Origin of the sequence: Gillisella terrae (genome assembly GCF_004801395.1) — a bacterium.
In the GTDB taxonomy this organism is placed as follows: domain Bacteria; phylum Pseudomonadota; class Alphaproteobacteria; order Rhizobiales; family Rhizobiaceae; genus Allorhizobium; species Allorhizobium terrae.
In genome coordinates this window covers 370,308-396,459 of the sequence record NZ_SSOA01000001.1, presented here as the reverse complement: position 1 = coordinate 396,459, position 26,152 = coordinate 370,308, and the positions used below count along the sequence as shown (strand labels likewise).

Here is a 26,152-nt window from a genome sequence, read left to right as displayed (position 1 = left end):
CAAGGGGAGGCTTTCGATGTTCGAAAAGACACTTTATCTGGACATGCCAGATGGCACGCGCTTGGCCTATCATCTTGAGCCCGCTGCTTTGAGCGCACGTGGCATCCTGTTGATCTGCCATGGGCTGACGGAGCACTCCTTGCGCTACAACGCCTTTGCCAAGGCCATGAGTGCGGCGGGCTTTCATGTCTATGCCCATGATCATCGCGGCCATGGTCAGACAACAGCGCCAGACGCAAGCCTTGGGCGTTTTGCCCGAAGAGATGGCGTGGCCAAGGTGATCGCCGATGTGAAAGCCATGCGTGATTTCGCAAGTGCTGCCCATCCCGATTTGCCAATTGTCCTGTTTGGTCACTCCATGGGCGGGTTGATTGCGCTTCGCGCCGCCACGGAATATCCCGAGAGCTTCAACGCGCTTGCGGTTTGGAATTCCAATTTCAACGCAGGCATTGCGGGCCACATCGCCCGCATTGTGCTCAAAATCGAGCGCGCTTTGAAAGGCTCTGATGTGCCAAGCCTGATTATGGCCAAATCGACCTTTGAGGCGTGGGGAAAATCCATCCGCAACCACCGCACCGCCTTTGACTGGTTAAGCCGCGATGCGCAGGAGGTTGATCTCTATATCGCCGATCCGCTTTGTGGCTTTCCGGTCAGTGTTTCGCTCTGGCTGGACCTGATGGAACTGACACTGAACACTGCAACGCATGAGCGGCTCTCTGCCCTGCCCAAAACCCTGCCTGTCCATCTGGTGGGTGGCGGTCAGGACCCGGCGACAGCGAAAGCGGAAGCAACCCGCTGGCTTTCAGGACGCATGGCGCAATCTGGCCTTCGCCATGTGCGTTTGAAAATCTATCCCGATATGCGCCACGAAACTTTAAACGAGATCGGGCGCGAAAAGGCCATTGACGATTTTATCGCGTGGGCAACGGCGGCGGTGTGAACAAAACTCATTCCGTTTTTGAATGAACCTATGCGGGAAATTCACGTGCCGGCGCGCCGACAAGCGATTATAGAATAACGATAGAAAGCGAGAACCGCCGCATGTCCACGCCATCCCGCAACAGTCTGGAGCTTTCCAATCAAACCGCGCGGTTCTCAGGCGTCACCCTTGGGCTTGGCCTGATGGTGCTGTCGGTGTTGATCACGCCGTTGGTCGACGTGTTTTCCAAGCTGGCGACCCAGACCATGCCGTCATCAGAGATCAGCTTTGCCCGCTTTGTGTTTCAAGTGCTGTTCATGCTGCCGGTGCTGATCATGCGCCAGACATGGCCACGGTTGACATGGCACAACACCCGCATGCACATGCTGCGCGGCGGTGTGCTCTGCCTGTCCATGCTGAGCTTCGTCACCACCCTGCGCTACATGGAAGTGGCCGATGCGGTGGCGATATTTTTCGTAGAACCAATTATGCTGACAATTCTCAGCAGCATTTTCCTCAAAGAAACCATTGGCTGGCGACGGTATACAGCCTGTGCCGTTGGCTTTTTGGGAGCCATGCTGGTGGTTCAGCCGAGTTTTCAAGAAGTCGGCGGCGTTGCCTTTCTCCCACTGATCACCGCGCTTTGCGTGGCGATTTTCGCGATTCTAACCCGCGTGCTGACGCGCCACCAAGACCCCTTTGTCATTCAGGTTGAAACCGGCTGCTGGGCAGCGCTCTACTCCGCACTGATCATCGCCATCGGTTATGGTATTGATCCAGAAAGATTTGCCGTGGTCTGGCCGGATAGTGAGGGCTTTGTCTGGCTGCTTGGCACGGGGTTCACAGCCGCAATTGGCGGCCTCTTGGGCGTTTTCGCCTATCGCGCCGCACCGGCATCGACCTTGGCACCGCTGCAATATCTCGAAATTGTCACCGCCACGCTGTTTGGCTGGCTGGTGTTTGGTGCCCTGCCAAATGCCCTGAAATGGCTGGGCATTGCCATCATCATTGGCTCCGGCCTCTACATCATCTGGCGAGAGCGCCGCCACGCCAACAAGCCTGTTTCCAACACCAGCGGACCGCCTCAACCATAACGGGCCGAAACGCAGATCATGAGAGGACATGCCTAATGAAAAAGACCGGCGGACAATTGATTGTCGATTCCCTCAAAGCCAATGGCGTCACGCGCGTGGCATGTGTGCCCGGAGAGAGCTATCTGGCGGTTCTGGATGCGCTGGTTGATACCAACATCGAAACCGTGGTCTGCCGTCAGGAAGGCGGCGCTGCCATGATGGCCGATTGCTGGGGCCGATTGACCGGCGAGCCGGGCATTTGCATGGTCACCCGCGGCCCCGGTGCCACCAATGCCTCTGCCGGTCTGCACATTGCCAAACAGGATTCGGTGCCGATGATTCTGTTCATTGGGCAGGTGCAGCGGGATGCGCGCGAGCGGGAAGCCTTTCAAGAGGTGGAATATCGCCGCGCCTTTACCGAATTTGCCAAATGGGTTGGCGAGATTGATGATGTTGCCCGCATTCCCGAATTTATCAGCCGCGCCTTTGCCATTGCCACCTCCGGCCGCCCCGGCCCTGTGGTGCTGACCCTGCCTGAAGATGTGCTGGTAGAAGAGGTCGAGCTGCCAGACGCCCGCCCCTACACGCCAGTGGAAGCGCACCCCGGTGTCAGCCAGATCAAAGCCTTTGGCGAGATGCTAGAGAGTGCCAAACGCCCCATGGTTATTCTCGGCGGCACCCGCTGGGATGAGACCTCGGTCAAATCCTTTGAGGATTTTGCGACCCAGTGGAAATTGCCGGTCGGCTGCTCTTTCCGCCGCCAGATGCTGTTTGACCATCTGCACCCCGCTTACGCCGGTGACGTGGGCATTGGCATCAACCCCGCACTGGCAAAAGAGATCAAAGAGGCTGATCTGATTGTGCTGCTGGGCGGGCGTTTTTCTGAAATGCCATCCTCATCCTACACGTTGATGGACATCCCCTGCCCTAAGCAAACGCTGGTGCATGTCTATCCCGACCCATCCGAGCTTGGCCGGGTCTATCGCCCCGATCTGGCAATTTGCGCAAGCCCCAAGGATTTTGTCGCGAGCCTCGCCACTCTTGAAGCGCCAACATCACCCGTCTGGGCCGCAAGAACCGAGGAGATGCACGCCCGCTATCTCAACTGGTCCACCCCACCCATGACCGGCCCCGGTGCCGTGCAGATGGGACCGATCATGCAATGGATCGAAGCCAACACCGCCAAAGACACAATTTTCACCAATGGTGCGGGCAATTACGCCACATGGCTGCACCGCTTTCACCGCTTTCAGGGCTTTAACACCCAAGCCGCTCCCACATCCGGCTCCATGGGCTATGGCCTACCCGCCGCAGTCGCTGCCAAGGCGCTGTTTCCCGAGCGCGAAGTGATCTGCTTTGCCGGTGACGGCTGCTTCATGATGCACGGGCAGGAATTCATCACCGCCGTGCGCTACAATCTGCCCATCATCGTGCTTTTGATCAACAACGGCACCTATGGCACCATCCGCATGCATCAGGAGCGCGAATATCCCGGCCGGGTCAGCGCCACCGATCTGGTCAACCCCGATTTCAAGGCCTTTGCTGTGGCCTATGGCGGTCATGGCGAATTGGTGGAAAAGACCGAGGAATTCGAAGCCGCCTTTGAGCGTGCGCGCGCATCGGCTAAGCCATCCATCATTGAAATCAAGCTGGATGCAGAGGCGATTACGCCAACGCGGACACTGACGCAGATTCGAGAGAAAAGCTGACACGTGGTTTAACGCTGATGAAAAAGGCCGGGGCAACCCGGCCTCAGACTGCTGACAAACCCTAAATTTATCCTCGACGTCATGCTCGGCCCTGTGCCGAGCATCTAACCACGCTAATTTCACAATCAAAGTCAATTGCTTATCCAGCCACGGCAGACCCTCGGGACAGGCCCGAGGGTGACGAAACGTCGAGCGAGAGGTTCGTCAATAAGCTGAGGCCGGGGCAACCCGGCCTCAAAATCAACATCTGAAAGCGTCAGCTGCCACCCTATTTCAGAGGCAGAAAGAGCTCCTTGACCACCTCATGGGCGGAAGCGTCTGGAAATAGTGTGATGTGTTGGCAATAGAGCGGAAAATCACCCAATTCTTCTCCGCTGGATGGCAACCAATCGCGGTAGAGGTAAAGGGCCGCCGGTTCCAGATCATCAACCTCGCCCACAACACGCAGCACGGCGCAACGTCCACCGGGAATTGTTCCCGACCTGACGCCCTCCACATTCGGCTCGACGGGACGATCTGTCCTTGCGCAAAGATCAAGCCGAAACTCCGCAGGCGGAGTCATGCGTGGATCAGAGTGGAAAATGTTGAAGGTGGCGCTGATCTTGGGGTTTAGCCCAACGGATTTGCGCCAGGCAATAAAGCGCTGAATCGTGGTGCCAAGGGTCGCCGGATCGCCCTGATGCTGCATGATCGCAACGGTCGTGGGGGGAAGCTCTCGAATGGTCACATCCTGGGCAGTATAAGTCTTCTGCATGCGTTTTCTCCTAGCGTTATCGAAAGGCCCGAAGGCGGCAAGCCACGGCTCCCAATCAGGAGATTTCCGAAACACCTGAGGCGATTGCCCGAACCTTTGGCGAAAGGCACGCGCAAAGGCATCCGGTGCTTCATAACCGGCATCCATCGCTATTTCAGTCACGCTGATGGCGTCTCTGAAGGCCAATTGATAGGAAGCCCGCTTCATGCGGGCAAGCTGGATGTAGCGATGCAGAGACAGCCCAAACAGAGCGGTGAACTGCCGGTGGAAATGATATTTCGAGAAAGCAGCCACATCACTGAGCGCCTCAAGATTGAGCTCTCCATCAAGATGCTGGTCAATATGCTCCAGCACACGTTGCATGCGGGCATGGTAGTTTTTCAATGCTGCCGTCATCGTTTTTCTCCGTAACAGCAACAGTTTGCTATGGATCGGAGCAAAGCGCTCGACCGATCTTGCGCTATTTCGTGCTTTCGCGTGTCACTGCCACGCACTCCCCTTTGGAGTGAACAGAAGACGCAACATATCAAAACAAAAAAGCTGCCCTATCAACAAGATAGGACAGCTTTCCGATTCAAGATCGCAAAGGCTTAGATCGCAGCCGTCACGATAAACTCAACCTTGTAATCTGGTGTTGCCAAAGCGGCTTCGCTGGTGGCGCGGGCTGGAGGGTTGGCAGGGTCGATCCAGCTTTCCCAAACAGCGTTCATTTCGCCAAAGGTCGACATGTCAGAGAGGTAGATGATGGTTTGCAGGATCTTCGACTTGTCGGAACCAGCAGCAGCCAGCAGACGATCAACTTCAGCCAGAGCCGACTTGGATTGCTCGGTGACGCTGCCGCCTTCGCCAACCTGACCGGCCAGGTAAACAGTGTTGCCGTGAACAACAGCACCGCTCATACGCTTGCCGGGCTCGATACGCTTGATGGACATGGAAATCTCCTAGGGTTTGAAATGGAAAAAGTTGCTTAACGCTGACGCAGGCTGTGCTCATAGGTGGCCGTCGAGCGCGCACCTGAGCGACAATAGCCGAGCATTGGACGTTCAAAATCGTCGAGTGCGTCCACCATGGCCGCGACGGCATCGGGTGTCACGCCCATGGGACCAACCGGAATATGCTTGATGGCCAGACCAAGCTCGCTGGCGCGGGCTGCAATGGCAGCAAAGGATGGCTGTCCGGCCTCTTCGCCATCAGGGCGGTGGCAGACAATGGATTTAAACCCGAGTGCCTTGATCTCATCCAGATCAGCAACCTGAATCTGGCCGCTGACCGAATATTCCTCATTGATTGGTCTGATGTTCATCAGCATATCCTCTCATCAATTTCGCGCAAACATCTACGACGCAGGCGTGATTGCGTCAACGTTACGCAAAGGAAAATGACAGCTGATACTGCCGACTTTCGCCCGGCGCCAGCATATCCAGCTCGCCCGCATCTGCCAGCTCTTGCCGGCCAATCCACCGATGCGACACCGGCTCAATGCCCAAGACATTTGCGGGTGCCTGCTGGTTTCGCCAGATCTGCAGATGCGGCAGGGTTTGCGTGTCAAACCGCACGGTCAGCGTCAACCCACCAATCGAAGCGATTGGCCCCAGCCGCATCTCGGCCCAGCCATCACCGCCCGCCGTTGCGGACACACAGAACACCCCACCCGGCTCCTCGCCAAAGCGCCAGCCAAAGCCGCCGCCCGCCAGCATGTCGCCTTCCAGCCGCACGGCATCGTCAAACAGCTTGGCGGCAATGTTCATGTGATACATCAGCATCGCGGGAAACGCAGCATCGCCGGTATTGGTCAGCCGATCAGACAGAAAAACCGTGCCGGTCTCGGCATCAATCCGCCAGTTGCGCGTCAGCCGCGATTGACCACCATCAGCGTGAAAAACTGCAATCTCAGCGGTGCATTCCGTCTCGCTGGCCTCGATCATTTTGGCCGGATGGGACGAGAATGAACCATGCAACGGGTAGCGACCCGAACCATCGGCAAGCGGCTCTGGATGGCGAATGTGATCTGGTCCACAGGTGAACATAAACCCTTCAAGCGAATGATCGATGCGTGGATCACCATCATCAGGAATGGCCCGGCCCGGTGCCAGATCGACACCGTTCACGGTGAGGCTGCGAATATCAAGAACCGAGCCCTCGTCAAGCTCAACAACAGGTCCAGTTTTGGCAAACAGTTTCACGATTCGCTCCTCCATCGAGTTTCGTCGTTTTTATGCCAGACAAAGCCATAGATCCAGCGCATAAAAACCCTTGAAATTCGGCATTTTAACTATTTTTTCACCAAATATAAATTTTTCCACATTAGGGTCAAAATTTGCTTGTCATAGCACTACCTATAAAAGGGTGAGACATGCACCGAACAAGTCATGCCCATTCTTGACGCCATGAAACACCCTGACTTCAACCGGAAAGACCACCCTGTGCAATCGTTTTGGCCTGTGCAATCGTTTTGGAAAACTGGTTTTATCATCGCGGCGCTGCTTGCCAGCGCCAGCGGATCTGCGTTGGCCCGCAGCCCCTATTATAACCAGCGCCCGGAAACCGTGCTGATCACCCCGTCGGGTGAAGTGCTGCAATATGTGCCTGAGCGCGGCTCGGTGATGATCAGCCGCGACCGCATGGGCCGCACGGTTTTGATCGACAGTTTCGGCAATGTGGTTGCCACGGAAATGCCTGCCGATGTGGTGTATGGACGGCCAAACCGGGCGCGTTATCCTAATGATTATTATCCGCCAGCCCCGTCCGGTGGCGGCTCGGATGATGATAATTTCGTAACTGGCGGCATTCCTGATGAAGGATACGTCGAGCGCGGCTCGCTCGATCAACCCTATCCGCAAAACGGCAACAACGACCCATCCATGGGCACCATGAATGGCAATATGCCGCGCAAGCCGTCTTATTCTGCACCGTCATTTTCTGGCAGCAGCAAGGCAACACCAGAGATAACCGCGCTTCAGGTTTTTCTGGATCGCGAGGGCTTTTCGCCGGGTGCCATTGACGGTCGCATGGGCCAAAATGTCGAAAAGGCACTACAAGCCTGGGAGCAGAAAACCGGCGAAAAGCTTGATCCTAAAAACACTGAGGCGATCATGGATCGTCTTCAGCTCGACGGCGGCCTGCCGTTCAAGACCTATACCATCACAGCAGCCGATGCTGCTGGCCCCTATGTGGCAGAGATTCCGACCGATTACAGCCAAAAGGCTGCCATGCAATCCTTGGGCTACACCTCAACCACCGAAATGCTGGCCGAGAAATTCCATATGGATGAGGATTATCTCAAGGCCATCAATCCCGGTGTGGATTTCACCGTGCCGGGCAGCACCGTTAAAGTGGTCAATGTCGGATCGGGGCAAAGCGGCAAGGTTGCCCGCATTGTGGCCGACAAGGGCCGCAAACAGGTGTTTGCCTATGGGCAGGATGGCCAGTTGATTGCCGCCTACCCCGCCAGCATTGGCTCCAGCGATACGCCGTCTCCGTCGGGAACCGTGACAGTGCAGCGCGTCGCGTTCAATCCGGGCTATACCTATAATCCCAAGATCAATTTTCAGCAGGGCGGTAATGATAAAGTGCTGAATATTCCGCCGGGGCCCAATGGTCCGGTTGGAACAGTGTGGATTGCACTGTCCAAGCCAACCTATGGCATCCACGGCACGCCCGATCCCTCCAAGATTGGCCGCACCCAAAGCCATGGCTGCGTGCGCTTGACCAATTGGGATGCAACAGAGCTTGCCAAAATGGTGCAGCCCGGCGTGACAGTGGAATTTGTTGATTGATGGCTTTTTAGGTTAAGGAGGTGAGCCGGTTGTTTAACAGGCTCACCCAAATACTCGCCTGTTTGCGGCTCAGGCCGCGTTGCTTACCATGCGCAAAAGCCTTGGCCGGGCGGAGCGCACCACCCGTGCTGGCATAAGCCGCAGAACCTCGGCGGTAAACGCCTTGGAGTTCTCTCTGGCCTTATCGAGATTGCTCACTTTCTGTGGATCCATCGTGTAAAGCGACGCGCCGGTTTCGAAAATATCGCGAAACGCCGTGCGCTCGGCAATGGGTGTGTTGACGATATTGACCCCGCGCTGGGCGAGAATGCCCTTGATGGCCAGCAATGTTTTGGTGGTAACCATGGAGGCCACCCGCGTCAGCACCACTGAATGCGGAATAACCAGATTGCCAGCAATCCGCATCTGCTCAATCAAATCCAGAATTTGCGCCGCACCCTTGGCATCCATGGCGCAGCCTTGCACCGGAATCATCACGTGATCTGAAAGGCCAATGGCCATGGTGACCAATGCGTCACGCGCACCGGCCAGATCAATAATGACGTAATCTGCACTTTTGCGGCCTTCGCGGATATGACAATGCAGCGAGCCGATGGAAACTTCTGAAATAACCTCGATATTGGGATGTTGGCCTGCGCATTCGGCCCATTGGGTAATCCAGCGCTGCGGATCGGCATCCAAAACACAGACGCGATAGCCCTGCTGGGCGAGTTCAGTCGACAAGAGAAGAGCCGCTGTGGTTTTTCCGGCTCCGCCTTTGGCGTTGGCAAATGAGATGACTGGCATAATATCCTCGATGCAATGTCTGAGCCACTCATCGCTCGTTCTGGCACCCGTTTGCATGGTGTTAATGCATCATTACTAAAATTGGTTAATAAATCGGAAACACACTATATAGGCGCAGAAAAACAGACACTTCGTGCAAAGTTGAAAGCGGCGGTGCAAAGCTGCTCAGAAGCAGCTCTCCAGCAGTTCAATCGTATTGTCCAATGTGAGCTTGACCGGATTGCCCGCCGCCATCGGGTTTGCCATGGCTTGTGCGGCGATGTCTTCGAGGTGGTCGTTGGAAATGCTCATTTCACTTAAGCTTTGCGGAATGGCGAGGTCAGCACGAAACGCCAGCAAAAACCCGTGAAACCCTTCGAAGCCGCCGGGGATTTCAAGATAACCGGCGAGTTTTTCGATTTTGCGCTCCACCGCTTTTTGATTAAAGCGCAGCACCATCGGCATCAGCACCGCATTTGTGGTACCGTGATGGGTGTTATACATTGCCCCAATTTGGTGCGACAGGACGTGAATGGCCCCCAGGCCCTTCTGAATGGCAATGGCTCCCATAATGCCTGCTGACATCATGTTGAGACGCGCTTCCAGATCCATGGAATCACGATAGGCCCTTGGCAAATATTCCTTCACCAGCCGCATGCCTTCAATGGCAATGCCCTGCCCCATGGGGTGATAAACCGGCGAGCAATAGGCCTCAAGGCAATGGGAGAAGGCCACCATGCCGGTGCCGGCCGTGATGGATTTGGGCATGCCCACGGTCAATTCCGGATCGCAGATCACCACAGACGGCATAAGTTTGGGATGAAAAATAGCGGTTTTTCCATGGGTGACGCTGTTGGTGATCATGCTTGAGCGCCGAACTTCTGCGCCGGTTCCCGCCGTGGTCGGCACCGATATGATCGGCACGATCGCATCCGCATCGGCTTGTTTCCAGCCATCGTCACTCTCGGTAAAATCCCAGACCGGACGGGTCTGCCCCACCATCAGCGCAATGCACTTGCCAAGATCAATGCCGGAGCCACCGCCAAAGGCGATCACACCATCATGGTCACCATTGCGAAAAGCCGCTATGCCTGCTTCCAGATTAAGCTCATTCGGGTTTGGATCAACATCGGCGAACAACACGTGGCTCAGGCCGCCATCGCTCAAGGTTTCGCGCGCGGCTCGGGTGATGGCCATATTCGCGAGGCCGCGATCTGTGACCAACAGCGGATTGGATATTCCAAGCGATCGGCAAGCATCGGCAAGCTCTTCAACCCGCCCGCGTCCAACCCGAATGTCTGTGGGGTAGTTCCAATTGGCAACGATCTTCATGGCGGTCACTCCTCACGTCCGGCGATGAAAAACGCAATCGAGAGGCAGGCCACTCAAGGCGCAACCAACCTCACAATTGTGCAGCCTCCTCCAAGCCTGCAATCATAAAGTTAGTTGGTGCAGAATAAATAAATGCTAATGAATTGATGAAAATCGGGCGCTTCACCCAAAAAACTGAAAAGCCGCACATTTGCGCGGCCTCTCATCATCTTGCCGACAATCTGTCAGACATCGCCAATCGCTTTTTCTGCGGCGGCAATTTCTCTCTGGCGCTTGATGACTTCATCACCAATCGGTGGGCCTTTAAAACGGCGCTGCTCAAACAACACCCAGATCACCGCTGTCAGCCCCAGAAAACCAACCGTGATATACATCGCCCATTGGTTTGGCGGCTGCACACCAATGATGAAAATAGCAACCATGGCCAGAATAACCAGGCAACCCACCAGCTTGTAAGTGCCGATACCCATGTTCCATGGACCCATTTTCGGCCATTTTGCGGTGCCGATTGCCTTCATGCCGAGCACAATCGGAATGGCAAAGGACAGGAACAGGAAAATGACGGTGCAGGACACCACAATGGTATAGGCCGACGCGCCACCAATGGTGACCAGCGAGGCACCCCAGACAAACAGCACCGAAGCCACGGAGCCAACCCAAATGGCGATGGCCGGTGTGCGGAACTTGGCACTGACGCTTGAGAGCGCCTTGGACATGGGCAGGCCGCCATCCCGCGAGAAGGCAAAAATCATGCGCGACACAGAAGTCACCGTCGCCAAACCACAAATCAACTGTGCGATGAAAATGGCAAGGTACAAGATATTGGCGATAACCGGATTGGCCACGCTGTTGAGCGTCCAGAAAAACACGTTCCAGCCCTGCTTGGCGGCTTCATCCATATCTGGAATGGCCAAAAGGAAAGCCAAAAGCATGATATAGCCAAACAAGGAGGCCCAGAACACCGATGAAATCATGCCCTTTGGCACGGATTCAGACGCCTTGATAGTTTCTTCAGATGTGTGGGCGGAAGCATCATAACCGGTGATCGTGTAAATCGGCAAAAGCAGGCTGAGAGCAAAAATATACCACATGCTGCCGGTGTGCGGCCACACGGATGCATCGCCCTCCGGGGTGCCGGAATAATTGGTAAAGGTCCAGATGCGGCTGAAATCCCAGGACTTGGCCCCAAACAGGCACACCACCGTCAGCACAATCGCAGTGATGAAAATCAGATAGCCTGACATATCGGTCAGCTTCGCCGTCAGCTTGATGCCAAGGTGATTGACCAATGCTTGCAGCGCTGTGATGACGCCGACAAAAATGATCTGATTGGCAAAGCCAGCCGCCGTTGTGGTATCAACATTCATGCCAAACCAGGGCGCAATCGAACCTGCAAAGAACCCCCAGGTACCAACGTTGATTGCCCCCAGCACGGTCACCAGACCAATCAGATTGAACCAGGCGGTCACCCAGCCGGTAAAGCGATTGCCTAAAATCGAGCCCCAGTGATAAAGCCCGCCTGCTGTTGGGTAGGCGGAGGCAATTTGCGCCATGCCCAGCGCAAACACGCCTGAAATGGCGCAGCCCAACGGCCAGCCAATGCCAATAGCCGCCCCGCCCGCACCAGACGTTGCCTGCGCCAGCGAATTGATGCCGCCAGATAAAATGCAGATGATTGAAAATGAAATTGCGAAATTGGAGAACGAACTCATGCGCCGCTCAAGTTCCTGAGCATAGCCCATGGAATGCAGAATATGCAGATCGTCCTGTTTATCAACGTCTGAGTAATCGGCCATTGTGACCCCCTGTTAGCCGGGATAAACCCGGCAGCTTCTGCCTGTGCGCTCATCGGCTTTTGCCGTTATAAGCGCTGTGCCCGCTCTCGCTGTTTCCCCGGATCAAATGCGCGAAACGCCGCTTTTCGCTAAAAACCCGAACCACGATCCTATGGTGCGGGGCCTGCGTATTGCACCGAAAACCAGTGCTCACTTTTCGGTCAGAAGCTCTATAAATTTAAATATCTGCTGCTCACATTGCTTGGAAAGCAATTCACATGCCGAATGGAAATCCTGCACGGAGATTTTGTCAATCTCTATGGAAAACACGATAAAATGATTGAGCACCTATAGCGCCGTTGCGCTGTTTTTTGGCAGATGACCAAAAACGGCGCGCCACATGATAAAAATCGATGCAAAGCGCGAATCCCAGCCGCATGGTGCAATTATGACAAATGCCCAGAACACTCTATCAAAAAAATTCCTTATAAATTTCATACATTTAAAAAATAAATTTCAGGGAATTGCGCTTTAAATTGGCGATATATGACACTTTTTGAATGGCGGTAGATTGACTCTCGCACCCTCTGGCGTCTTATTTGCTGTCACAAACCCGCAAGGGCGAACCGGCAAAGACCGGATAAGGGAACAGCAGAGTTTAATTCCGGGCTCGATCATCGCGCATTGATGCCCGTACGGCTGAGGGGAATTGAGAAACGTGATCCCGGGTGTTCCACATGTGGAAACCGCGGGCATCTGTCACACAACTATCATGTCAGCCTCATATTGACTTGCTCGGCTATCAGCAGACAACCAAGGAGAACACCAGTGAACACCCGTTTGCGCCGCATTCTTTCTCTCTCGACCGCCATGGTCATTGCTTCGAGCACTTTTGCGGCCGCCGAGCCGAGCGCCGAGTTGATCGCCGCTGCCAAAAAGGAAGGCACCTTGACAACCATCGCCCTGCCCCACGACTGGTGCGGCTATGGTGGTGTGATCGAAGGCTTCAAGGCCAAATATGGCCTGAAGGTCAATGAATTGAACCCTGACGCTGGCTCTGGCGACGAAATTGAAGCCATCAAGGCCAACAAAGGCAACACTGGCGATCAGGCTCCTGACGTGATTGACGTTGGCCTGTCCTTTGGCCCAACCGCCAAGGCCGACAAACTGATCCAGCCTTACAAGGTTTCCACATGGGATAGCATTCCAGACGCCGCCAAGGATGCTGACGGCTATTGGTATGGCGACTACTACGGCGTTATGGCCTTTGAAGTGAACAAGGATCTGGTCAAGAATCCGCCAAAGGATTGGGCCGATCTGTTGAAGCCAGAATATGCCAATATGGTTGCTCTGGGCGGTGACCCGCGCACAGCCAATCAGGCGATTTCTGCCGTGTTTGCAGCCGGTCTGTCTGCTGCGAAAGGTGATGCCGCCAAGGCTGGCGAAGCTGGTCTTAACTTCTTTAAAGAGTTGAATGCCAAGGGCAATTTCGTTCCTGTAGTTGGCAAGCCTGCAACGCTTGCACAAGGCACAACCCCGATCATGCTGCGTTGGGACTATAATGCATTGGCTGGCCGTGACTCGCTGAAGGGCAACCCTCCGGTTGACGTTATCGTTCCTGCCTCTGGCGTAGTTGCCGGTGTGTATGTACAGGCCATTTCGGCTTACGCACCGCATCCAAACGCTGCCAAGCTGTGGATGGAATATCTCTATTCTGACGAAGGCCAGATTGGCTGGTTGAAGGGCTATTGCCACCCAATCCGCTTCAACGATCTTGCCAAGAACGGCAAGATTCCAGCCGACGTGCTGGCCAAGCTGCCTGACCCGAAGGCCTATGAACAGGCCGTATTCCCAACACTCGCCCAGCAGGACGAGTATAAGAAGGTGATCACCGAAGGCTGGGACAAGGTTGTCGGCGCGTCTGTGAAGTAATCTATAAAACTGGTGTGCCTCCTCGACTCTTCGGGGAGGCACATTTGCATTCAGACGTTTTATCCGGCAGGGATTTTCCATATGCAAGTGAGTAAGGCGGAGCGAAACCGAAAGCTCTTCGATTGGTTGGGTGTTGCACCCTTCATGCTTTTCGCCCTTATGTTTTTGATTGTTCCAACTCTTTATCTGGTCACGGGCGCATTTCAGGATGCCAACGGCCATTTTACACTCGCCAATATTGTCGATCTTTTTACCGACAAGATCATGTCGTCCTTTTCCATCAGTATCCGCATCAGTATCGCCTCGGCCATTGGCGGGGTTTTGCTGGGTTTTTACATTGCCTGGGCGCTGGTGCTGGGCGGCCTGCCGCCCTTTATTCGCTCGGCGGTGATGACATTTTGCGGTGTTGCCTCCAATTTCGCGGGCGTGCCACTGGCTTTCGCATTTTTGTCCACACTGGGGCGTCTTGGCCTGATCACCGTGCTGCTGCGGGACTGGTTTGGCATTAATCTCTATGCCACCGGCTTTAACCTCTTGAGCTTCACCGGCCTGACCCTGACCTATATGTATTTCCAGATTCCGCTGATGGTTCTGATCATTACCCCGGCCATTGAGGGCCTGCGCAAGGAGTGGCGCGAAGCGGCTGAGAGCCTTGGCGCAACCCATGCCCAATATTGGATGAAGGTGGCCTTGCCCATTCTTCTGCCCAGCTTGGCGGGTGCCTTTGTGCTGTTGTTTGCCAATTCCTTCGGGGCGATTGCAACCGCCTTCTCGCTCACCGGCAGCTCGCTCAACATCGTGCCCATTCAGCTCTACGCTCAGATTCGTGGCGACGTGCTGCATAATGCCAACCTTGGCTATGCGCTGGCGTTTGGCATGATTGTCGTCACCGGCATTTCCAACATCATTTACATCACGCTGCGGGTGCGCGCAGAACGGTGGCAGAAATGAAGATGCAAAAACTCTTCGCCTGGCTGGCCATTGCCATTGGCTCGTTTTACTTTCTCGTACCGCTGATTGCGACCTTTGAATTTTCACTGCGCATGCGCCGTGGTGAATATTCCTTCGATGCCTATCGCTCGGTGTTTTCTGACACCACCTTTCGCGATTCCTTCAGCTATTCGCTGCTGATGGCGGTTTTGACCATCATCTTCATCACTGTGCTCATTGTGCCCACCGCCTATTGGATACGCCTGCGCCTGCCGCAAATGCGGCCTGTGGTGGAATTTATCACCATGCTGCCGTTGGTCATTCCGTCCATCGTGGTGATTTTTGGCTATTTGCGGCTCTATAATTCTTCCTCTTTCCTGCCGCTCACCGCCACCACATCTGGCACCAACCTGCTGTTTCTGCTCGGCCTGATGATGTTGTCGCTGCCCTATACCTATCGCTCCATTGATGCCGCCATGCGCACCATTGATGTGCGCACCCTGACAGAGGCTGCTCAAAGCCTTGGCGCTGGCTGGGCCACCATCCTGTTGCGCTGCATTTTCCCCAATGTGTTGTCGGGCATTTTGTCCGGCGCGTTTATCGCCTTTGCCATTGTCATTGGTGAATTTACCATTCCGTCGCTGCTCAACCGCCCGGCGTTTGGCCCCTATCTGCAATTGATTGGTGCCAACAAGGCCTATGAGCCTCCGGCGTTGGCCATCATTGCTTTCGCCATGACCTGGGCCAGCATTGCGCTGCTCAACCTCGTCGCCCGCTTTTCCAAACATATGCCCGCAAAGGCCTGATTGCCCATGTCCTTTTTGACCCTCACCAACCTCAAGAAAAGCTACGGCACCGTTCAGGTCGTGCATGATTTCAATATGTCGATCAACAAGGGAGAGTTCATCTCCTTTCTCGGCCCATCAGGCTGCGGCAAGACCACGATTTTGCGCATGATTGCCGGTTTTGAAACCATCACAGATGGTACCATTTCCGTTGCCGGTAAAAACCAGAATGATCTGAAGCCAAACCAGCGCAACATCGGCATGGTGTTTCAGGCCTATGCCCTGTTTCCCAATATGACTGTGTTTGACAACGTGGCGTTTGGTCTCAAAATCGCCAAGCTGCCCAAGGCCGAGATTGAACCGCGCGTCATGGAAATGCTGAAGCTGATCCATCTGGAGCATCTGGCCAGCCGCTACCCCTATCAGCTCTCCGGCGGTCAGCAGCAGCGCGTGGCGCTGGCGCGCGCACTCGCGCCCAAACCGCAAGTGCTTTTGCTGGATGAACCGCTGTCGGCGCTGGATGCCAAGATTCGCGTCTCCTTGCGCGAGGAAATCCGTCAAATCCAGATGCAACTGGGCATAACCACCGTCTTCGTTACCCATGATCAGGAAGAAGCACTATCGATCTCTGATCGTATCGTGGTCATGAACGCAGGCCGCGCCGACCAGATCGGCACACCGTTCGAGATTTACAACAATCCGCAAACCCGCTTTGTCGCGTCCTTCGTTGGCACACTGAACCTGATTGAAGCCAAAGTTGTTGATAGCGCGTCCAACACGCTGCAAATTGGCGACCAGCAGGTGAAGGTCAAGCGGGCAGTGAACAAGGCCAAAGGCGAAACCGTGACAATCGCGCTACGACCTGAGGCGGGCTCCATGGCAGAAGGTGCCAAGGGCGATGTGCAGTTAAGTGGCACAGTCTCCTCCAGCCACTTCCTTGGCTCTGTCATTCGCACCCGTCTCAATGTCGGCGGCACCACCATCTGCTTTGATACATTCAATGATCCCGCCCAGAAGCCCCCCTTGGCTGGCGATAACGTGACCCTCAAATTCGCGGGCGATGACCTGATGATCATTCCGGATTAACCCGCTATGCGCGTGCGCACGCTTCTTCGGCCACGTCAGCGGGAAAAATAAAGAAATTTCAACGCACTAACACCATGAAGACTTCAACAAGTTAACGATTCCGAAAATACAAGCCCGTATAATGTGCTGCAACACTGGAGTCACGTTACATGGGTTTACTATCATTCGGTCAGGGTGGCGACGCTAAAGCAATCCTAAATGCCTTGAACCGCTCGCAAGCGATTATTGAATTCGACCTTCAAGGCAATATTCTGAGTGCCAATGATAATTTTTGTAAAGCGCTCGGCTATAATCGCTCAGAAATTGTTGGCAAACATCACCGGATTTTTGTTGACCCGCAAGACGCGGACTCGCAAGCCTATCGCGACTTCTGGGCCAAGCTTGGCCGTGGTGAGTTTGATCAGCGCCAATACAAACGCTTTACCAAATCAGGACAGCCAATCTGGATTGAAGCCTCCTACAATCCAGTTTTTCGGGGTAAAAAACCCTATAAAATCATCAAAATTGCCACTGACATTACCGCTGCGAAACTCAAATCCATGGACAGCGATGGCAAGCTTGATGCCTTGTCGCGCTCTCAAGCCGTGATCGAGTTTACGCCTTCAGGTGAAATTCTCACCGCCAATGACGCCTTTTGCAAAACACTTGGCTATGATTTGAAAGAGATCGTCGGCAAGCACCATTCGATGTTCTGCGACAACACCTACGCATCTTCGCCAGAATACAAAGAGTTTTGGCACAAATTGAACGTTGGCGGATTTCAGAGCAATGAATTCATGCGTATCGGCAAGGGTGGCAAAAAGGTCTTTATCCAGGCAACCTATAATCCGATTGTCGATGAAAAAGGCAAAGTCTTCAAAATCGTCAAGTTTGCAACCGATGTCACAGGCCGCGTCAACGCCGTTGACGCCATTGGCGCAGGCCTTGAGCGCCTGGCACAATGCAATATTCGCATGACCATTGATGAACCGTTCATTCCGGCCTTTGAATATTTGCGCCAGAATTTCAATATGTCGATTGGCAAGTTTCAGGAAACACTCGCGCAGGTACTCTCCGAGACAGCATCCGTCTCGCAGCACAGTGATGCCATGCTGGATGGATCGTCCAGCCTCGCGCAGCGCTCCGAGCAGCAGGCTGAAGCGTTGGAGAAGACCTCCACGGCGCTTGAAGAGATTACCGTTACCGTCAAGGAATCAAGTGCCCGCGCCAGCGAAACCCGCAATCTGGTGCGCGATGCCCGCAAAGCGGCCACCGAATCCACCAAAGTGGTGGGCTCCACCGTCGACGCCATGAGCCGCATCGAAAGCGCCTCGAAAGAGATCGGCAGCATCATCAGCGTGATTGATGAAATTGCCTTCCAGACCAATCTTCTCGCCCTGAATGCGGGCGTTGAAGCGGCGCGTGCTGGCGAAAGCGGCAAGGGCTTTGCGGTGGTTGCACAGGAAGTGCGCGAACTGGCGCAGCGCTCTGCCAAGGCCGCGCGTGAGATTTCGGCACTGATTGCCAAGTCCAGCGAGGAAGTGACCGAGGGTGTGCGGCTGGTGGGCGAAACAGGTAGCGCGCTCAACCATATTTCCACTTTCGTGGAATCAATCGACAACAATGTTGAAGCCATTGCCAGAGCCGCAGCTGAACAAGCCAGCAGCCTTACGGAAGTCAGCTCATCCGTCAACGCACTGGATCAAATGACCCAAGAAAACGCCTCCATGGTCAGCGGTATGAATGCCATCAGCGCAGCACTTTCCAGCGGGGCGGCAAAACTCACTGAACTGGCCAACCGCTTCCAGCTCAACCGGCGCTCAAGCATCCGCGAACCGGGAAGTGCTGCGGCCATGCGCGGGGCACAGGACCGCCGAGGCCCAGACACCAATCAAAGGCGAAGCGCCGCCTGAACTTGCGCCATGTTCATGCAACAGCGCCAAGGATAATCTCCTTGGCGTTTTTTATTTTTGACATTTTTCTTTTGCAACGTCGATGCAGTGTGGAACAGTACCAGCATAACGTTCCGCGCAGTTTGTCAGACCAAACGGCAAAATAATTTGCCAGCAGATAAACGAAAAGAAAAAGTGCTCGTCTGCCTGTTTCATTCGCAAACAGTCGGGCGCGCCCACCACACTATGAGCCACCATGACCGCCCAACTCACCATCATCGACACCATCACCGACCCCGGCAAGGACGATCGCGCCAATGAGGATCGGCTTGGCCATAATGCCGATTGTGCCTTTGTGCTGGACGGCGCAACCGGCCTTGGCGATCAGCAATATATGGAAGGTTTTGGCTCCGACGCCGCATGGATGGCCCAGTTTGCCGCGAAGCGGCTGATCAACGAACTCTCGGTGGACACGCTTGTCACCGAGCTTATCCGCGCCATCGCTTTCGATGCCCACGAGCTTTTCACCGCAACTGCGGGCGAACAGCCGCGTTATGCCTGGCCGCTGTGCGCCCTCGCCGCTCTTCGGCTCACCCCGGATGGCGCTGAATTTATCGGCCTTGGCGATAGCGTGGTTTATATTCTGCATGACGATGGAAGAGTGGAAAGCTTGACGGCGCTTCCCGAAGCCTTCGAGCGTGAGCAAATGGCAGCGCGCGCCCATGTTGAACGCGTCGGTAGCATTGGTGAAAGTGGTGTTGCCGCCCATGATCCGCAAACGTTGAGTGAGCTGCGCCACGCACGCGAGAAGCAAAATACGCCCGATGGCTGGATCTGGTCACTGGGTCTTGTTCCCGATGCCGCCGATCACTTGAGCCGCACAGACATTGTTCTCACAGGCGGCGCAACCGCAATCATTGCCTCTGATGGCCTCGCCGACCTTGTCAGCCTTTACCACGCCTATGACCCCGCCAGCCTGATCAAGCGCGCAGCCACAGCCGGGCTAAAAGCCCTGGTGGCAGAGCTGCGCCATTTGGAACGGGAGGTGGACCCCGATGGCGTCCAGTTTCCACGCTTTAAACAATGCGATGACACCACCGCGATTTTATGCCGCATTGAGGTCTAACGGCGGGCGAGGCCATTGGACTGTTGGATAGCTTGCTTCTTCTGTGGCACGGGTAGAGGGTGAAAAATGCCTTTGCGCCCACATGGAAGAGCCTATGGATATTTTCAGGCAGCACATCGCCAATAGTTTGATCACCATAGCAGGTCTTGGCCTGCTCGTTGGCACTGCTTTGTGGTGGGTGGATGCTGTTTCCTATGCCGATCTTGTGTGGTCGGTGGCCACGGTGCCCATTCTGATCACCTTGCTGGTGCAGATCGTAAATGCACTTCGGGCCGGTGATATCGGCCTTGATGTCGTGGCGGCCTTGTCCATGTCGGCAGCGCTTGCCTTTGGTGAGCCTCTGGCGGGCAATGTTGTGGCCATGATGTATTCCAGCGGCCAATTGCTGGAGCGCTTTGCCCAAGGCCGAGCCAAGCGCGAAATGACCGCCTTGATGAGCCGCGTTGCCCACACCGCCATGCGCTATGAGGGAAACGCTCTGCAAGAGGTGGCGATTGCCGTAATCAAACCCGCCGATCGTCTGCTGATCCGCCAAGGTGAAGTGCTTCCGGTGGATGGATGCATTGCCAGCGATGTTGCCCTGCTCGATCTCTCATCGCTTACTGGCGAATCTTTGCCGGTCAAACGCGAGAGGGGCGGTGAGGCCTTGAGCGGCTCAACATGCGCTGGCCCACCTTTTGACATGATTGCGACGCGCCCGGCAACCGAGAGCACCTATGCGGGCATTGTTCGGCTTGTGGCAGCAGCACAAGCCAGCAAAGCGCCGCTGGCGCGCATGGCCGATCAATATGCTTTGGGCTTTCTGGCCCTCACGCTGGTGATTGCCGGTGGCGCATGGCTTTTGAGTTCAGATACAGACCGGGTGCTCGCCGTTCTGGTATCCGCCACACCCTGCCCGCTCATTCTCGCGGTTCCCGTTGCGCTGATGGCGGGCATGTCGCGCGCAGCGTCCATGGGCGTGCTGGTGAAAGGCGGTGGGGTGCTGGAAACGCTTGCCAAGGTGCGCACCGTTATTCTCGACAAAACCGGCACCCTCACCCATGGGCAGGCGGAGGTAACAGAGATCAAAACATCGCTCGCCTATGATGCCGATACCGTATTGCGGCTGGCAGCCAGCCTTGATCAGGCCTCCGGGCATGTGGTGGCCGCCGCCCTGATTGGCGAAGCACAAAGGCGTGGACTGACGCTCTCGGCACCGCAAGAGGTTATCGAGGTTCCAGGTGCCGGTCTTGAGGGCGTGGTTGATGGTCACAATATCGTTGTTGGCGGCAACAGCTTTGTGCGCAATCGCTGCAAGAAGGGCGATGATCTTGTCCTGCTGTCAACCATTGATAAAACCGCGATGACAGTGGCTGTGGGTGTGGATGGCGCTGTGGCGGGCGTTATCATTCTTGCCGATCGCATCCGCTCCGACGCCGCAAATGCTCTTCAAGCGCTGCGCGATGCGGGCGTTGCCAAAATCATTCTCGCCTCCGGTGATCGGCAAGACATTGCCGATAACATTGGCGCGACGCTTGGTATTGATGTGATTTTGGGCGACCTGACCCCAGACGGAAAAGTGGCAACAGTCAGCGCCGAGCACCGCAACGGCCCTGTGATGATGGTGGGAGATGGCGTCAACGACGCCCCGGCCCTTGCTGCCGCCGATATTGGTGTTGCCATGGGAGCCCACGGCACCGCCTCATCCTCAGAAGTGGCAGGCGTTGTGCTGTTGGTGGACCAGCTTTCTGCACTGTCCAAAGCCATGACAATTGCCCAGCGCAGTCGCACCATTGCCTTTCAAAGCGTCAGCGTAGGCCTTGGCCTTTCGCTAAGCGCCATGGTCGCCGCCGCCTTCGGCTATCTGCCTCCGGTGCAAGGAGCCTTGCTGCAAGAACTCATCGACATCACGGTTATTTTGAACGCTCTGCGGGCGCTGAGATAACAACGTTTATATCTCTGCCAAGGCCGCCAAAAGTTTATCGCACTCGGCATCAGTGCCTATACTGATCCGCAGGTAATTTTCTATGCGCTCACCAGCAAAGCGCCGGACCAAAATTGACCTTTCGCGTAGAGCGTGAAGAAGCTCCATCCCCGATTTGTCAGGGTGGCGAGCGAAGACAAAGTTGGCAGATGATGGCAACACCTGAAAACCAAGATCGCGAAGGCCAATCGCCAACCGCTCGCGGCTGTTCATCAACAAATCCCGATGGCGCTCAAACCAATCTCGATCTTGCCAAGACGCAACGGCTCCCGCCAGCGCCAGCCGATCCAGCGGATAGGAATTGAAACTGTCCTTAACCCGCTCCAAGGCCTCAATCAAATGACGCTGGCCCATGGCAAAACCAACCCGCAAACCGGCCAGCCCGCGCGACTTTGAAAATGTCTGAACCACCAGCAGGTTCGGACAGGTCTTGATCAGCGACACAGCACTTTCTGCGCCAAAGTCCACATAGGCCTCATCAATCACCACCACCTGATCGGGATGATCCCGCACAAGAGTTTCAATCTCGCCTAGAGGCAAAGCAATCCCGGTGGGGGCGTTGGGGTTGGGCAGAATAATCGCCCCGCAATCCTGCCGATAATCTGCAATGTTCACCCGCATGACCTCATCCAGCGGCACGTTGCGATAGGCAATGCCATAGAGGCGGCAATAGGTGGGGTAAAAACTATAGCTGATATCGGGAAACAACAGCGGCTTATCGTGGTTCAAAAGCGCCTGAAAGGTGTGGGCCAGCACCTCATCGGACCCATTGCCAACAAATACCTGATCAGGCTCAAGACCGTGGGTTTCGGCAATCACCGTGCGCAAGGGCAAACCGCTGGGATCGGGATAGAGCCGCAGTCCATCCTCCACCGCCTCGCGCATTGCGGCCAACGCATGGGGTGATGGACCATAGGGGTTTTCATTGGTGTTCAGCTTTATCAACGTGCTGATAGCGGGCTGCTCGCCAGCAACATAGGGTGTCAGTGTGCGAACGATGGGGCTCCAGAACTGGCTCATGCTGACTTCCCAGTTGTATTGTCAATATTTTCAAACATTAAGCGCCCTAAAAATAAACACAAGTTCCATCTAAAGCCTGAGCATTGAACGACCCGCCAATGAGCATTCACCTATCGTTTCTCTAACATAGAGATCGCTAAACTTGCACATAGAGGTATTTCAATGAAGACAATTGGATCTGTACTGGATGAGCACCGGGGTATTGGCCCGGGGTTTGACTTCCTCAGAATTTTCCTCGCCATCATGGTGCTTTTTACCCACTCTTTCCTGATTGCCGAGGGTGAGAAGTTTCAATTTTCCAAGCCCGGCATCACCGTGCTGCAAGCCGCAATCCTGCCGATGTTTTTTGCCCTCAGCGGCTTTTTGATCACCGGCAGCGCCATGCGCCTTCGCCTGAAAGATTTCCTGCTCAACCGCGGCATTCGTATTGTGCCAGCGCTTGCGGTTGACATCGTCTTTGCCGCTCTCATTCTGGGGCCGATTTTTACAACCGTGAGCCTGCAAACCTATTTCAGTTCCTATGAATTTTGGGCCTATTTCGCCAATATCTTTGGCGTGATCCATTTTGTTCTGCCCGGCGTGTTTGAGCACAATCCTTTTCCGGCCACCGTGAATGGCTCCCTGTGGACAGTTCCCTATGAGATCGGCTGCTACGCCATTATGTCAGCCCTGATTGTTTTTGGCTTTTTAAAACGACCCTTTGCAGCTCTGATGGCGACACTTGTGGTCACTGTCATCATCATCGGGCTTACGATCTACAAGATCAATCCGGCAACACTGGGCGGGCTTTTCAAGCCGCAAAGCGCGGGCTTCACACTGCTGAATCACTTCATCGGGCCAAGTGGTTTGATGCTTTACGTCAACTTCATGCTGGGAGCGATTTTCTTTCTCTTTCGCCGCTTCATTCCCAAACATGGGATTCTGGCCCTGATCTGCGTTGCCTGCCCTTTGGCTGCATCCTTCCTGTTGCCCGATGTCAGCGGAAGCACGCTCTGCATCATCTTCGCGCCGATGCTGGTCTACCTCACCGTCTTTATCGGCATGACGCCCATTCCCCGCATTCCGCTCTATCATCGCGGCGACTATTCCTACGGGATCTACCTTTACGGCTATCCTTTTCAGCAAGGCCTCGTCACGCTATTTCCAAAGCTGACATCACCATGGCTGCATTTTGCCATATCCCTGCCCATCGCAACGCTGGTGGCCATGGGTTCATGGCATTTTATTGAGAAGCCAATATTGCGACTGCGCAAAAAGTTCAGCTTTACGGCACAAAAGGGAGAGCAAAACGAGGTCTTGCCGCAGGCGGCGGTCGTGACAAGATGATGGAGGCTCCTATCTGTCGGAAATTTTTGCTTTCTGATAGGCCGTATCAAAACGACTTTCAGATGAACTCGCGGAGATGGCTTTAAGCAATTCCTCCCAATTGTCGGGCGGATTATCGCTGTCCAACATGTCTTTAAAGACGGCATAAGCATCCGTCTTTGAACCATAGGTTCGCAAGGAATTTTCATCATTAACCCAAGCGAAAATAATCACCTTCGCTTGGGTGCTATAACGAAAAAACAAGCGAAAACGCCCGCGACCGAATTTGGCACGGAACCAATGTCGACGCTTGGGCCCCAAGGTCTTTCCCTGAACATAGGCGCTTAATGTAGGGTCTTGCGGAACCTTGTCACAAATGAGCGTCAGCAAAGCCGCCAACAGCTTGGCATTGGCACTATTTTGGTAGTCATTAGGCTTTTTGAGCGCCAAGGCTTCCACAGAAGCCGTCAGTTTTTCCAATTGATCGACAAGAAGAGGATGTGCGAGAACGGTCCAGCCGTAAATGACAGGCATGGATCAAAGATCGACTTCGCCATCAATGGCATCATCAAGGTTCACTTCCATGCCCTTGACCAAAGCCTGCATCCGACCCCGCAAAGCCTCGGGAAACTCGGCAATATGCTGAGGGTTTTCCTGCATATCCTTGGCCAGAAAGGTCAGGAAGTGATCAATCACCGGATCAGCCTCGTCTTCATCATCGACGCGTTCAATGGAAACATGACGGCTTTCGTCAATGTTGAAAGCAATCCGACCGCCATAGCCCAGCCCAAGCGCATCCCGAACAGTCTTGGGAATCGTGACCTGACCCTTTTCCGTGATGGTGCTTATTTTGCGCATAAGAGCTGGCATCGATGTCTCCCTATCCATCACAAAAGGTAAGGGAAATTCCTTACATATTCAACAGTCTTGAGGTTTAAATATCAACTTAATCGTAAGGGTTGAAGCTTATTGACATGCACCACGTCCATCAAGATTTAAATAGGGAGATTCATTTGTCAAACATAAAAAAAATTATTTTGCCTCAGAAACTTACACCCGCCTCAATATGTAAATTCGGCTATGAATTAAGCAAGTTAGAAAGTGCGGATGGATTTGATTTTGACTTTGGACAGACGCGATGGTTTCCTCCTTTTTCAATGATTTTGCTTGCCATGCATCTAAGGCAGTTTGGAGATTTACATCCAAACTCTGAACTTTACGTAACAAATCATGAGAATCATCAATATGCAGCACACATGGGCTTTTTTAAAACCTTTGGGCTGGATCATGGCAATGAACCGGGGGAAGCGAAAGGCAGTGAGAGATATATTCCCATCCAGTCAATAAAAAAGCGCGAAATATCAGAAAAAGCTTCGCAAGAGTATGTAGAAAAAGGTGAAATAATAGAGCGGAAGGCGGCATCGTTATCCACAATACTAACACAAACAAATGCAGGAATAGTTCATGATACACTAACCTATTCGATCAGAGAAATTTTACGCAATGCATTCGAGCATAGTTGTGCGGATGAAGTTTTAATATGCGCACAACATTGGCCATCCAAAAACGAAGTTGAGGTCGGTATCATTGATGCAGGAATCGGAATCAAAGCAGGCCTTGGCCAAAATCCAAACTTCCGATTTGAAACCGACAGAGAAAGTATTAATACAGCACTAATGCCCGGAGTGTCAGGAAACATCTCAGCAGGAAAAGGTAGCAATCCGTGGATGAATACCGGATATGGGCTATACATGACAAATAGAATTTGCCGGGCGGGCGGTTGTTTTTTTATATGTAGCGGAAATGCAGGAGTATGGCTTGAGAAAAATCGAAAGCTCGACATCCACTCAAATTTGAAAGGGACCGCGGTTAGACTTCATCTGGATACTTCAAAGCTTTCGGATCTCAAAGACCGTTTAGCAGGATTTCATAAAGATGGAATCCGGGCGGCAAAAGAGATTAAGGGTGCAAACAAATCTTACGCATCAGCAGCCTCTCAAATGCTTACTCGTGACTTTCAGTAGCAACTAA

Annotated in this window: 23 protein-coding genes; 13 read left to right on the top strand and 10 right to left on the bottom strand. The window is 54.2% G+C overall.

Translation table 11 applies throughout. From position 1 onward, the window contains the following. Positions 1–16: 16 nt before the first annotated feature. The 3 genes from E6C51_RS01860 (at position 17) to E6C51_RS01850 (ending at position 3,701) form a co-directional block, all read left to right on the top strand. Positions 17–940 (top strand): alpha/beta hydrolase, encoded by a 924-nt coding sequence (locus tag E6C51_RS01860; RefSeq protein WP_190234836.1) that lies wholly within the window; start codon positions 17–19, stop codon positions 938–940. 101 nt (positions 941–1,041) lie between these two features. Then, positions 1,042–2,013, top strand: coding sequence for a DMT family transporter (locus tag E6C51_RS01855; RefSeq protein WP_190234835.1), 972 nt, complete (start codon positions 1,042–1,044; stop codon positions 2,011–2,013). 35 nt (positions 2,014–2,048) lie between these two features. After that, positions 2,049–3,701 carry a thiamine pyrophosphate-binding protein gene (locus E6C51_RS01850; RefSeq protein ID WP_190234834.1) on the top strand — a complete coding sequence of 551 codons (1,653 nt, stop codon included), beginning with the start codon at positions 2,049–2,051 and terminating at the stop codon, positions 3,699–3,701. A gap of 268 nt (positions 3,702–3,969) precedes the next feature. Here E6C51_RS01850 and E6C51_RS01845 read toward each other — a convergent pair whose 3' ends face one another. From E6C51_RS01845 to E6C51_RS01830, 4 genes are all read right to left on the bottom strand, one after another. Next, the gene (locus tag E6C51_RS01845) at positions 3,970–4,851 is read right to left on the bottom strand and encodes an AraC family transcriptional regulator (RefSeq protein WP_190234833.1); all 882 of its coding nucleotides are present in this window, start codon (positions 4,849–4,851) and stop codon (positions 3,970–3,972) included. 194 nt (positions 4,852–5,045) lie between these two features. After that, complete coding sequence (locus E6C51_RS01840; protein WP_190234832.1) at positions 5,046–5,387, bottom strand: RidA family protein; 342 nt, start codon at positions 5,385–5,387, stop codon at positions 5,046–5,048. A gap of 35 nt (positions 5,388–5,422) precedes the next feature. Beyond that, positions 5,423–5,758: a TIGR01244 family sulfur transferase gene (locus E6C51_RS01835; RefSeq protein WP_146933680.1), complete on the bottom strand. Its 336-nt coding sequence runs from the start codon at positions 5,756–5,758 to the stop codon at positions 5,423–5,425. Between the two features lie 61 nt (positions 5,759–5,819). Continuing rightward, a complete protein-coding gene (locus tag E6C51_RS01830) occupies positions 5,820–6,653 on the bottom strand; it encodes a DUF4432 family protein (protein ID WP_190234831.1) in 834 nt (277 codons plus the stop codon). 171 nt (positions 6,654–6,824) lie between these two features. Here E6C51_RS01830 and E6C51_RS01825 point away from each other — a divergent pair, with 171 nt between their 5' ends. After that, entirely contained in the window at positions 6,825–8,231 is a 1,407-nt protein-coding gene (locus E6C51_RS01825) for a L,D-transpeptidase family protein (RefSeq protein WP_230987015.1), read from the top strand. Positions 8,232–8,300: 69 nt separating this feature from the next. Here the strand turns inward: E6C51_RS01825 and E6C51_RS01820 are convergent, their stop codons facing one another. From E6C51_RS01820 to E6C51_RS01810, 3 genes are all read right to left on the bottom strand, one after another. After that, positions 8,301–9,017: a ParA family protein gene (locus E6C51_RS01820; protein WP_146933676.1), complete on the bottom strand. Its 717-nt coding sequence runs from the start codon at positions 9,015–9,017 to the stop codon at positions 8,301–8,303. A 165-nt stretch (positions 9,018–9,182) separates the two neighbouring features. Further along, a complete protein-coding gene (locus E6C51_RS01815; protein ID WP_190234830.1) occupies positions 9,183–10,328 on the bottom strand; it encodes an iron-containing alcohol dehydrogenase in 1,146 nt (381 codons plus the stop codon). 224 nt (positions 10,329–10,552) lie between these two features. After that, positions 10,553–12,124, bottom strand: coding sequence for an amino acid permease (locus E6C51_RS01810; protein WP_190234829.1), 1,572 nt, complete (start codon positions 12,122–12,124; stop codon positions 10,553–10,555). 849 nt (positions 12,125–12,973) lie between these two features. Here E6C51_RS01810 and E6C51_RS01805 point away from each other — a divergent pair. The 7 genes from E6C51_RS01805 (at position 12,974) to E6C51_RS01775 (ending at position 21,757) form a co-directional block, all read left to right on the top strand. Beyond that, a complete protein-coding gene (locus E6C51_RS01805) occupies positions 12,974–14,035 on the top strand; it encodes an ABC transporter substrate-binding protein (protein ID WP_407920767.1) in 1,062 nt (353 codons plus the stop codon). Positions 14,036–14,116: 81 nt separating this feature from the next. Then, the gene (locus E6C51_RS01800) at positions 14,117–14,986 is read left to right on the top strand and encodes an ABC transporter permease (RefSeq protein WP_190234828.1); all 870 of its coding nucleotides are present in this window, start codon (positions 14,117–14,119) and stop codon (positions 14,984–14,986) included. Then, the gene (locus E6C51_RS01795; RefSeq protein ID WP_190234827.1) at positions 14,983–15,771 is read left to right on the top strand and encodes an ABC transporter permease; all 789 of its coding nucleotides are present in this window, start codon (positions 14,983–14,985) and stop codon (positions 15,769–15,771) included. The genes E6C51_RS01800 and E6C51_RS01795 overlap by 4 nt, the downstream gene beginning before the upstream one ends. Before the next feature lie 6 nt (positions 15,772–15,777). Beyond that, positions 15,778–16,836 (top strand): ABC transporter ATP-binding protein, encoded by a 1,059-nt coding sequence (locus E6C51_RS01790; RefSeq protein ID WP_190234826.1) that lies wholly within the window; start codon positions 15,778–15,780, stop codon positions 16,834–16,836. A gap of 149 nt (positions 16,837–16,985) precedes the next feature. Continuing rightward, positions 16,986–18,728 (top strand): methyl-accepting chemotaxis protein, encoded by a 1,743-nt coding sequence (locus tag E6C51_RS01785; RefSeq protein ID WP_190234825.1) that lies wholly within the window; start codon positions 16,986–16,988, stop codon positions 18,726–18,728. 235 nt (positions 18,729–18,963) lie between these two features. Further along, on the top strand, positions 18,964–19,833 hold the full coding sequence (locus tag E6C51_RS01780; RefSeq protein ID WP_146933659.1) for a protein phosphatase 2C domain-containing protein: 870 nt from the start codon (positions 18,964–18,966) through the stop codon (positions 19,831–19,833). A gap of 94 nt (positions 19,834–19,927) precedes the next feature. After that, positions 19,928–21,757 carry a heavy metal translocating P-type ATPase gene (locus E6C51_RS01775; RefSeq protein ID WP_190234824.1) on the top strand — a complete coding sequence of 610 codons (1,830 nt, stop codon included), beginning with the start codon at positions 19,928–19,930 and terminating at the stop codon, positions 21,755–21,757. 6 nt (positions 21,758–21,763) lie between these two features. Here E6C51_RS01775 and hisC read toward each other — a convergent pair whose 3' ends face one another. Next, positions 21,764–22,816 (bottom strand): histidinol-phosphate transaminase, encoded by a 1,053-nt coding sequence (hisC, locus tag E6C51_RS01770; RefSeq protein ID WP_190234823.1) that lies wholly within the window; start codon positions 22,814–22,816, stop codon positions 21,764–21,766. Between the two features lie 162 nt (positions 22,817–22,978). Here hisC and E6C51_RS01765 point away from each other — a divergent pair, with 162 nt between their 5' ends. Then, entirely contained in the window at positions 22,979–24,142 is a 1,164-nt protein-coding gene (locus E6C51_RS01765) for an acyltransferase family protein (protein ID WP_190234822.1), read from the top strand. Positions 24,143–24,151: 9 nt separating this feature from the next. Here E6C51_RS01765 and E6C51_RS01760 read toward each other — a convergent pair whose 3' ends face one another. Both E6C51_RS01760 and E6C51_RS01755 read right to left on the bottom strand, forming a co-directional pair. After that, the gene (locus E6C51_RS01760; RefSeq protein ID WP_190234821.1) at positions 24,152–24,655 is read right to left on the bottom strand and encodes a type II toxin-antitoxin system YhaV family toxin; all 504 of its coding nucleotides are present in this window, start codon (positions 24,653–24,655) and stop codon (positions 24,152–24,154) included. Between the two features lie 3 nt (positions 24,656–24,658). Beyond that, a complete protein-coding gene (locus E6C51_RS01755; protein ID WP_190234820.1) occupies positions 24,659–24,991 on the bottom strand; it encodes a type II toxin-antitoxin system PrlF family antitoxin in 333 nt (110 codons plus the stop codon). 143 nt (positions 24,992–25,134) lie between these two features. On the opposite strand from E6C51_RS01755, the gene E6C51_RS01750 reads away from it, so the two are divergent. Continuing rightward, the gene (locus E6C51_RS01750) at positions 25,135–26,145 is read left to right on the top strand and encodes an ATP-binding protein (protein ID WP_190234819.1); all 1,011 of its coding nucleotides are present in this window, start codon (positions 25,135–25,137) and stop codon (positions 26,143–26,145) included. Positions 26,146–26,152 lie beyond the last annotated feature (7 nt).